Origin of the sequence: Nocardioides epinepheli (genome assembly GCF_037936805.1) — a bacterium.
In the GTDB taxonomy this organism is placed as follows: Bacteria; Actinomycetota; Actinomycetes; order Propionibacteriales; family Nocardioidaceae; genus Nocardioides.
This window is the reverse complement of record NZ_JBBMMC010000023.1, coordinates 35868-42891: the sequence shown is the minus strand read 5'-3', so window position 1 is coordinate 42891 and position 7024 is coordinate 35868. Positions and strand designations below refer to the sequence as shown.

8 protein-coding genes are annotated in these 7024 nt (G+C 72.7%); 6 read left to right on the top strand and 2 right to left on the bottom strand.

What is annotated here, in order from left to right; genetic code table 11:
• Nucleotides 1–126 precede the first annotated feature (126 nt).
• Genes WMR31_RS21640 through WMR31_RS21630 form a run of 3 tightly spaced genes read left to right on the top strand, consistent with a single transcriptional unit; the run spans nt 127 to nt 1986 of the window.
• Nucleotides 127–501: a GntR family transcriptional regulator gene (locus WMR31_RS21640; RefSeq protein ID WP_340541006.1), complete on the top strand. Its 375-nt coding sequence runs from the start codon at nt 127–129 to the stop codon at nt 499–501.
• A gap of 10 nt (nt 502–511) precedes the next feature.
• Nucleotides 512–1738, top strand: coding sequence for an exodeoxyribonuclease VII large subunit (xseA, locus tag WMR31_RS21635; RefSeq protein WP_340541005.1), 1227 nt, complete (start codon nt 512–514; stop codon nt 1736–1738).
• Nucleotides 1735–1986, top strand: a complete 252-nt coding sequence (locus WMR31_RS21630) for an exodeoxyribonuclease VII small subunit (protein ID WP_340541003.1) — start codon at nt 1735–1737, stop codon at nt 1984–1986. Before xseA ends, WMR31_RS21630 begins: the two co-directional genes overlap by 4 nt.
• On the opposite strand, the gene WMR31_RS21625 is transcribed toward WMR31_RS21630, so the two are convergent.
• Complete coding sequence (locus WMR31_RS21625) at nt 1955–2581, bottom strand: DUF4245 domain-containing protein (protein ID WP_340541002.1); 627 nt, start codon at nt 2579–2581, stop codon at nt 1955–1957. The two genes, WMR31_RS21630 and WMR31_RS21625, sit on opposite strands and share 32 nt — an antisense overlap.
• A gap of 103 nt (nt 2582–2684) precedes the next feature.
• Between WMR31_RS21625 and WMR31_RS21620 the strand changes: the two genes are divergently transcribed.
• The gene (locus WMR31_RS21620; protein ID WP_340541000.1) at nt 2685–3920 is read left to right on the top strand and encodes an SLC13 family permease; all 1236 of its coding nucleotides are present in this window, start codon (nt 2685–2687) and stop codon (nt 3918–3920) included.
• Nucleotides 3921–3997: 77 nt separating this feature from the next.
• Entirely contained in the window at nt 3998–5026 is a 1029-nt protein-coding gene (glpX, locus tag WMR31_RS21615; protein ID WP_340540999.1) for a class II fructose-bisphosphatase, read from the top strand.
• Nucleotides 5027–5048: 22 nt separating this feature from the next.
• Here the strand turns inward: glpX and WMR31_RS21610 are convergent, their stop codons facing one another.
• Nucleotides 5049–5879, bottom strand: a complete 831-nt coding sequence (locus WMR31_RS21610) for an esterase/lipase family protein (RefSeq protein WP_340540997.1) — start codon at nt 5877–5879, stop codon at nt 5049–5051.
• A gap of 75 nt (nt 5880–5954) precedes the next feature.
• Between WMR31_RS21610 and WMR31_RS21605 the strand changes: the two genes are divergently transcribed.
• Entirely contained in the window at nt 5955–6875 is a 921-nt protein-coding gene (locus tag WMR31_RS21605; RefSeq protein WP_340540996.1) for an alpha/beta fold hydrolase, read from the top strand.
• The last annotated feature ends 149 nt before the right edge of the window (nt 6876–7024 follow it).

Below are 7024 nucleotides of genomic sequence, written 5' to 3'. Positions count from 1 at the left end.
TACATCGCCCGCGAGATCTACCGACACCTCGCCACCACAATGGCTTGACAACCCATAGAAGCGTCTCAACCTCCGGCCGGGGTGCTCGCTTGCTCGCCCTCCGGGCCCAACGCCTACCGTGGCCCCGTGACCATCCACCCGCCCGACCCGGCGTCCGCCGACCCGCTCTACGAGCAGCTGCGCTCGCAGATCGCGAGCCGTGCGGCGTCCGGGGATCTCCCGGCGGGCACGCGGCTGCCGCCGGTCCGGGCGCTGGCGGAGCAGATCGGCGTCGGCGTGCGCACCGTGCAGCGGGTCTACACCGAGCTCGAGCGCGACGGCGTGGTGGTCACCGAAGGACGTCGCGGCACGTTCGTGTCCGGCTCGACGGCCACCCCGGCGTCCGCCACCGACGCCGCCGACGAGTTCGCCGGCGCCGCCCGGCGCGCGGGCCTGACGCTCGCGGAGGCGACCCGGCTGCTGGCCGAGCGCTGGGGCACCGACGTCGGCGCCCACCAGTAACCTCCCCCGCATGGCCCTGGAGACCTCCCCCGAGCAGCCGGCACCGGTCCGGCAGATCGCCAACGCGATCTCGGGCTGGATCGACCGCCTCGGCGCGGTGTGGGTCGAGGGGCAGATCGCCCAGCTCAGCAAGCGCCCCGGGCTCCAGACCGTCTTCCTCACCCTGCGCGACTCGGTCGCCGACATCTCGGTACCGGTCACCTGCTCCCGCACCCTCGTCGACTCGATGAACCCGCCCCTGGTCGAGGGCGCCAGCGTGCTGCTGCACGCCAAGCCGTCCTACTACGCCAACCGCGGCACGCTCTCCCTGCACGCCCGCGAGATCCGGATGGTCGGGCTCGGGGAGCTGCTCGCCCAGATCGAACGCCGCCGCCAGCTGCTCGCCGCCGAGGGCCTCTTCGACCGCGCCCTGAAGCGCTCCCTGCCGTTCCTGCCCACCCGCGTCGGCCTGGTCACGGCTCCGAAGTCGGCCGCCGAGCGCGACGTGCTCGACCTCGCCCGCCGGCGCTGGCCGGCCGTCGGGTTCGCCGTCGCCCACGCCACCATGCAGGGTCCGCGCGCCGCGGGCGAGGTGATGGAGGCTCTGGCCCGACTCGATCGCGACCACACCGTCGAGGTGGTCGTCATCGCCCGCGGCGGCGGCTCGGTCGAGGACCTGCTGCCGTTCTCCGACGAGGGGCTCATCCGCGCGGTCGCGAAGGCCCGCACCCCGGTGGTCTCGGCGATCGGTCACGAGCAGGACAGTCCGCTGCTCGACCTGGTGGCCGACGTCCGCGCCGCCACGCCCACCGATGCCGCCAAGCTGGTCGTCCCCGACGTCGCCGCCGAGGCGCAGGCGGTCGCGAACGCGCGCCAGCGGCTGCGCGCGGTGATGCTCGGCCTGGTCGCCCGCGAGCAGACCAGGCTCGACGCCCTGCGCTCACGCCCCGTGCTCGCCGAGCCGCGCACGCTGTTCGACCGGCGCAGCGAGGAGCTCGCCCTGCTGCGCGACCGCGCCCGCCGCACCCTGCGCCATGCCCTCGACCGCGCCACCGACGACATCGGCCACCAGCGCGCCCGCGCCCGCGCGCTCTCCCCCCTGGCCACCCTCGAACGCGGCTACGCCGTCCTCCAGGACGCCGAGGGCCACGTCGTCACCTCCGTCGCCGCACTGAGTGCCGGCGAGCACGTCTCTGTCCGGGTGACCGACGGCCGGGTGCACGCCGACGTCACCTCCACCACCGAGGAGCCTTCATGAGCCAGTCCGCCGAGTCCGCTGCGTCACGCGAGGAGTCCCTCAGCTACGAGGAGGCGCGCGAGGAGCTGATCGAGGTCGTCCGTCGCCTCGAGGCCGGCGGCGGCACGCTGGAGGAGTCCTTGGCGTGGTGGGAGCGCGGCGAGGAGCTCGCCACGATCTGCCAGGACTGGCTCGACGGCGCCCGTCAGCGCCTGGAGGCAGCCATGAGCTCGGACGCTACGGCGTCTTCTTCGGAGACTTCGGAGTAGCGGAGCCGGACTCGCCCGGAGCGAGCGGTGCGTTGGTCAGTCGACCGATGAGGTCGGCGAGCTCGTCGGCCGAGGCCGCACCGAACACCAGGATCGTGCGGTCACCGTAGGGAGCGGTGAAGGCGTGGTCGCCGCCGTCGTCGGCCCAGCCGTCCCAGTCGGTGCGCACTCCGGGTCCGCCGGCCGAGAGTAGGCCGCTGGAGTCCTTCGGGCTGTCGTCGACGAACCTGTTCACCAGGTCCTCGGGGTTCTCGTCGGCCACCTTGACGCCGACATAGGAGCCGTCGCCGGTGAGCAGGTCGAGTCCGACGTCCGGGACGTCGCCGGGTCGCTCGACCGGGGTGGCGTCGACCGCGGTCACCCGCCAGTCCGTGGGCAGGCTCGTGGGATAGACGACGTCGATGTCGCCGGCCTGGAACTCCGCGACGCTGGCCCGGTAGTCGATGGCGGGCCGCTTGGTGTTGTCGACGTCCTCGCTCAGCAGGGCGCGGATGCCGACGAACGCCAGCACCAGCCCGACCAGCACCACCATCGCACCGATCAGCCCGCCGAACGAGCGCTCGTAGCGTCCGGGCCGCCCCTGCTGCTCATTCATCGCCGCCCATTGTGACGGTCGCCCCCCAGGCCGACGCGCCCACCCTCTCGTGGTCGGCCCGACGCGGCGGAGGTCGGTACCGCACCCGGCTACATTTCCGCGCGTGCCGGATCTCCTCTCGGACGCGGTCGCGCTCCTCGCGCTCGTTGCCCTGCTGGTCGTGGCCTACCGCCATCCCCGACGCCGGGTGGAGGCGTCGGTCTCGGTCGTGGCGGCCGCGGTCGTGCTGGCGACCGGGCTCATCACGTGGAGCGAGGCACGCGACACCGTCGCCCACCTGGCGCCGGTGGTGCTGTTCCTCGTCGCGATCCTCGTGACGGCGCACGTCTGCGATCGCGCCGGCCTGTTCGCGGCGTCCGGGCGGCTGCTGCGCCACGGCGGCGCCGTGCGTCTGTTGACCGTCGCCTTCCTCGTGGCGGCTGCGGTGACCGCGGTGCTCAGTCTCGATGCGACCGCGGTGCTCCTGACCCCTATCGTCGTCGCCGCGGCCCGCGCCGAGGGGGTGCTGCCGCGTCCGGGTGCGTACGCCTGCCTGCGGATGGCCAACTCGGCCTCGCTCCTCCTCCCGGTGTCCAACCTCACGAACCTGCTCGCTCTCCCGGCGCTGGGCCTCACCTTCACGGCCTTCGCCGCGACAATGGCGCCGGTGACCGCGGCGGTCCTGGTCGTGGAGTACGTCGGCCTGCGCCTGCTCTTCCGGCGTGACCTCGACGTGCGCACGCAGCCCCACGACGAGCCGGACGTGCCGCTGCCTCTGGTGCCCACGGCAGTGGTCATCGCGATGCTCGCCGGGTTCGCCCTCACCTCACCGCTCGGACTCGAGCCCGCCTGGGTCGCCGGCGCGGCGGCGATCGTGCTCACCGGGTGGGCCCACCGGCACGGTCTCGTCGCCTCCCGCGACGTCGTGCATGCCACGCATCCGGAGTTCGTGCTGTTGGTGCTCGCCCTCGGCGTCGTCGTCGCCGCGATCTCCGAGGGCTTCCTCGGGGAGGCCACCGCCCGGGTCGTGCCGGACGCCGCAGACTCGCTCGCGGCGCTGCTCCTGATCGCCGGTCTCGCCACCGCGCTGGCCAATGTCCTCACCAACCTGTCGGCCACCCTGCTCCTGGTGCCCTTGGTGGCTCCCCTCGGCGACGTCGCCGTCCTGGCCGCGCTGATCGGGCTGAACGTCGGCTCGGGACTCACCATGTCGGGCTCCCTGGCCAACCTGCTCTGGCGACGCACGCTGGCCGCCGGCGGCGACCGGGTCTCCGTGCCCGAGTTCCACCGGGTGGCGCTGCTCCTGACGCCGTGCTCGGTGCTGGTGGCTGTGCTGACGCTGTACGCGATCTCCCGATGACCCTCGACGGCGAGCATTCATCGTGACGTCTCCCTCGCGCCGGGCGCGGTTCGGTCGGGGGCCGATACGATCCGGTCATGAACCAGCCCATCGCGCCGTTCGAGGTCAGCCCCTCCTCACCCGACCGAAACCTGGCCCTGGAACTGGTCCGGGTCACCGAGGCCGCCGCGATGGCAGCCGGCCGCTGGGTGGGTCGTGGCGACAAGGACGGCGCCGACGGCGTCGCGGTCAACGCGATGCGGGTGATGATCTCCACCATCGGCATGCGCGGCACGGTGGTGATCGGCGAGGGCGAGAAGGACAACGCGCCGATGCTGTTCAACGGCGAGGAGGTGGGCGACGGCACCGGACCCGAGTGCGACGTCGCCGTCGACCCGATCGACGGCACCACGCTCACGGCCAAGGGCATGAGCAACGCCGTCTCGGTGCTCGCGGTGTCCCCGCGCGGCTCGATGTACGACCCGTCGGCGGTGTTCTACATGGACAAGCTCGTCACCGGTCCGGAGGCCGCCGACGTCGTCGACCTGCGCTATCCGGTCGCCGAGAACATCCACCAGGTCGCCAAGGCCAAGGGCAAGCGGGCCTCCGACGTCACCGTGGTGCTGCTCGACCGGCCGCGCCACCAGCAGCTCGTGGAGGACATCCGCGCGACCGGCGCGATGATCAAGTTCATCTCCGACGGCGACGTCGCCGGCGCGATCATGGCCGCCCGGCCCGAGACCGGCATCGATCTCCTGCTCGGTGTCGGCGGCACGCCGGAGGCCATCATCGCGGCCTGCGCGCTGAAGTGCATGGACGGTGTGATCCAGGGGCGCCTGTGGCCCACCGACGACGAGGAGCGGCAGCGCGCCATCGACGCCGGCCACGACCTCAGCCCGGAGACCATCCTCACCACCGACGAGCTCGTCTCGGGTGACGACTGCTTCTTCGTCGCCACCGGCATCACCGACGGCGAGCTGCTCAAGGGCGTCCGGTATCGCTCGGGCGGGGTGAGCACCCACTCGCTGGTCATGCGCTCGCGCAGCGGCACGATCCGCTCCATCCACTCCGACCACGCGCTGGAGAAGCTGCGGGCCTTCTCCGCGATCGACTTCGGCGGCAACTGACCGCACGCCGAGTCGGCGTCGCTCAGGCGATCTGGAGGCCCTCGGACGTCGTCGCGTCGGCGCCGCGGCCGAGCGCGGTGAGGACGTGGTCGATGACCACGGGGTCCACTGCCATCCCCAGATGCGAGGTGGTCACCTCGACCGGCTCGCCGTCGGGGTCGATGCAAGCCCGCCAGTCGACGACTCCGTCTCGCCGGGAGTAGATCGCGGTGAAGCTGACGTCGGTCGGCAGCGGGGCGCGACTCTCGTCGAAGCTCTGCCGCGCGCACAGGCCGGCGACACACTCCTCGGACATCAGGCCGGGCACGCCTGCGCGGGAGAGCCGGACCAGCGTCTCGACGCCCCACGAGAGCATCACGTGGTGGGCGGCCGGCGCGAGGATCGGGCTGCCGAGGGTGACGAGTCCGGAGACCAGGTCGGGCCGGCGCACCGCGATGCCGCGGGCGATCATCCCGCCGAGGCTGTGACCCACCACCTGGACCCGGGTGCCGCGGCGTAGCGCGATCGCCTCCAGGCGCGACTCCAGCTGGGCGGCGGCGTTGAGGGTGCAGCCGACGTTGGCGTGGATGTGGGAGCGGTAGGTGCGGAAGCCCCGGGCCCGCAGCGAGCGGGCCATCCACGACAAGGTGCCGTCGCCGGCCATGAAGCCGGGCACGAGGATCACCGGCTCCACCGCGCGGGCAGCCGATCGCCCCGTGTAGGGACGCGCGTGCCGTGCGCGCCAGTCACGGCCGGCCCGGACGGCGTAGCGGCCGGCCTCGCCGAGAAGCGCACTCTCCTTCATCATCGCCGCCAGCCCGGGCCGGGCGAAGCCGTCGGGCAGCAGGAAGGAGGCGAGCGGACTGTCGGTCACCCGTCAAGATTACGGGCAGCGGGTCGGACGGGAGGGTGATCTGGCGCCCATCGGCGGTTTGGTTGGATGGGCTCCATGCCCTCCAGGCCCACCGACTCGACGCCGATCCGCGTCTCCGAGGAGCTCTTCGCTCCGGTCTCCCCCCACGTCGAGCTCTGCTACCAGACCTTCGGGGAGCCCACCGACGAGCCGCTGCTGCTCATCATGGGGCTGGCCGGGCCGATGACCTGGTGGGACCCCGAGCTGTGCGAGATGCTCGCGCGGCGCGGCTTCTACGTGATCCGCTTCGACAACCGGGACGCCGGCCGCTCCAGCCGGGGCCGCGGCCGGGTGACCCGTTCGATGCTCGTGCGCGCGTTCGCCGGGGTGCCGGTGCGCGCGCCGTACTCGCTCGACGATCTAGCCGGCGACGCCTACGGCCTCCTCGACCACCTGGGCATCGAGCGGGCGCACCTGGTCGGCGTCTCGATGGGCGGCATGATCGCCCAGACGATGGCGATCGCCCACCCCGATCGCATCCGGTCCCTGACCAGCATCATGTCGACCACCGGTCGTCGCACCGTCGGCTGGCAGCACCCCTCGCTGATCAGGAACCTGCTCGCCCGCAGCACCGGGCGCGAAGCTTACATCCGCTCCAGCATCAACACCTGGCGGATGATCGGCTCACCGGCCTACCCGACGCCGCGCGCCGACGCGGAGAAGCGGGCCGCCGAGACCTACGACCGCGGCGTGAGCCTGGCCGGACTCACCCGGCAGATGGCGGCGATCATCACCCAGCCCGACCGCACTCCGGCCCTGCGCGCGCTGCCGGTGCCCACCACCGTGATCCACGGGCTCGCCGACAAGATGGTGCACGTCTCCGGCGGCCGGTCGACCGCCGCCGCCGTCCCCGGCGCCGACCTGCTGCTGATCGACGGGATGGGCCACGACATGCCCCCCGCCCTCTTCGAGACCCTCGCTGCGGCCATCCGCCGCAACGCCGACCGCGCCTCCTGACCCGCGCTCGGACCGGGGCTCGTCGACCACCCCGGCGGGGATGGCGCGGGGATCGTCGTCACCGCTAGCGTTCCCGAACGGTCTTGACGGACGTCAAGACGGCGCCCGGATCACGGTCACACACCGATCCACCCGCACCCGCGCGGTGG